This window comes from Aminobacter sp. P4_D5 (assembly GCF_056401815.1).
In genome coordinates, this window is the sequence record NZ_JBFUIP010000815.1 from 1 (window position 1) to 667 (window position 667).

Annotated in this window: 1 protein-coding gene; it reads right to left on the reverse strand. The window is 69.0% G+C overall.

Translation table 11 applies throughout. The annotated features are described in order from the left end of the window. Positions 1-527, reverse strand: a 527-nt coding sequence (locus AC1DWF_RS35170; RefSeq protein ID WP_476843095.1) for a TauD/TfdA dioxygenase family protein, incomplete at its 3' end; no start/stop codon positions are given. Positions 528-667: the final 140 nt, after the last annotated feature.

Sequence of the window (667 nt, forward strand, 5' to 3'; positions counted from 1 at the left end):
CGGCTGTGCAGCACGCTCATGCCGCTGATCTTCGCCCTGATGGCCTCGTCCAGCGCATCCCAGGCGGCAATGCCATTGGCGTAACGCGTCTCGCCCGAGACGGGCGGGACCTCCAGCGCATGCAGGAAGGTGAAGAGCGCGGCCTTCTCCAGATGGTAGTGGTCGGTGTGCCAGTTGAGCCCGACCTTAGGCGCGCCGACGGGCTTGCCGTCCTCCATCGCATTGCCGACGACGAAGACCTCCGGATGCCCCTTCACGCAGAGGTGCTGAAGACTGTGGATGTCGAGCCGGTCGCCGAAGCGACGGGAGAAGTCGACATAGCCCTGGACGGAGAGATGCGTCTGGTCGCGGATCAGCAGCAGCGTCTTCTCCACGCAAGCGCCGCGGAGGATGGCGGTGACCTCCGCATCCTCCGGCGCGGCGAGATCGACGCCGGACACCTCCACGCCGATGGACGGCTCCAGGTCGCGCACGGTCAGGCCACGGCGCACCGCAGCGGCGCGCCAGGCGATGAGACCCGCCGCCATCACACCACCTCCTGCACGAGGCGGAGCCGCCGCTTGTCCGCGTCGCTGGTGAGAAAGCGCGTGTAGAGCGGCAGGGCGGCCTGCTGGAAGGGCGCCTTGTCAGGGTCGGTGACGACGGCGCCCGCGGTCACGGCCTGGGC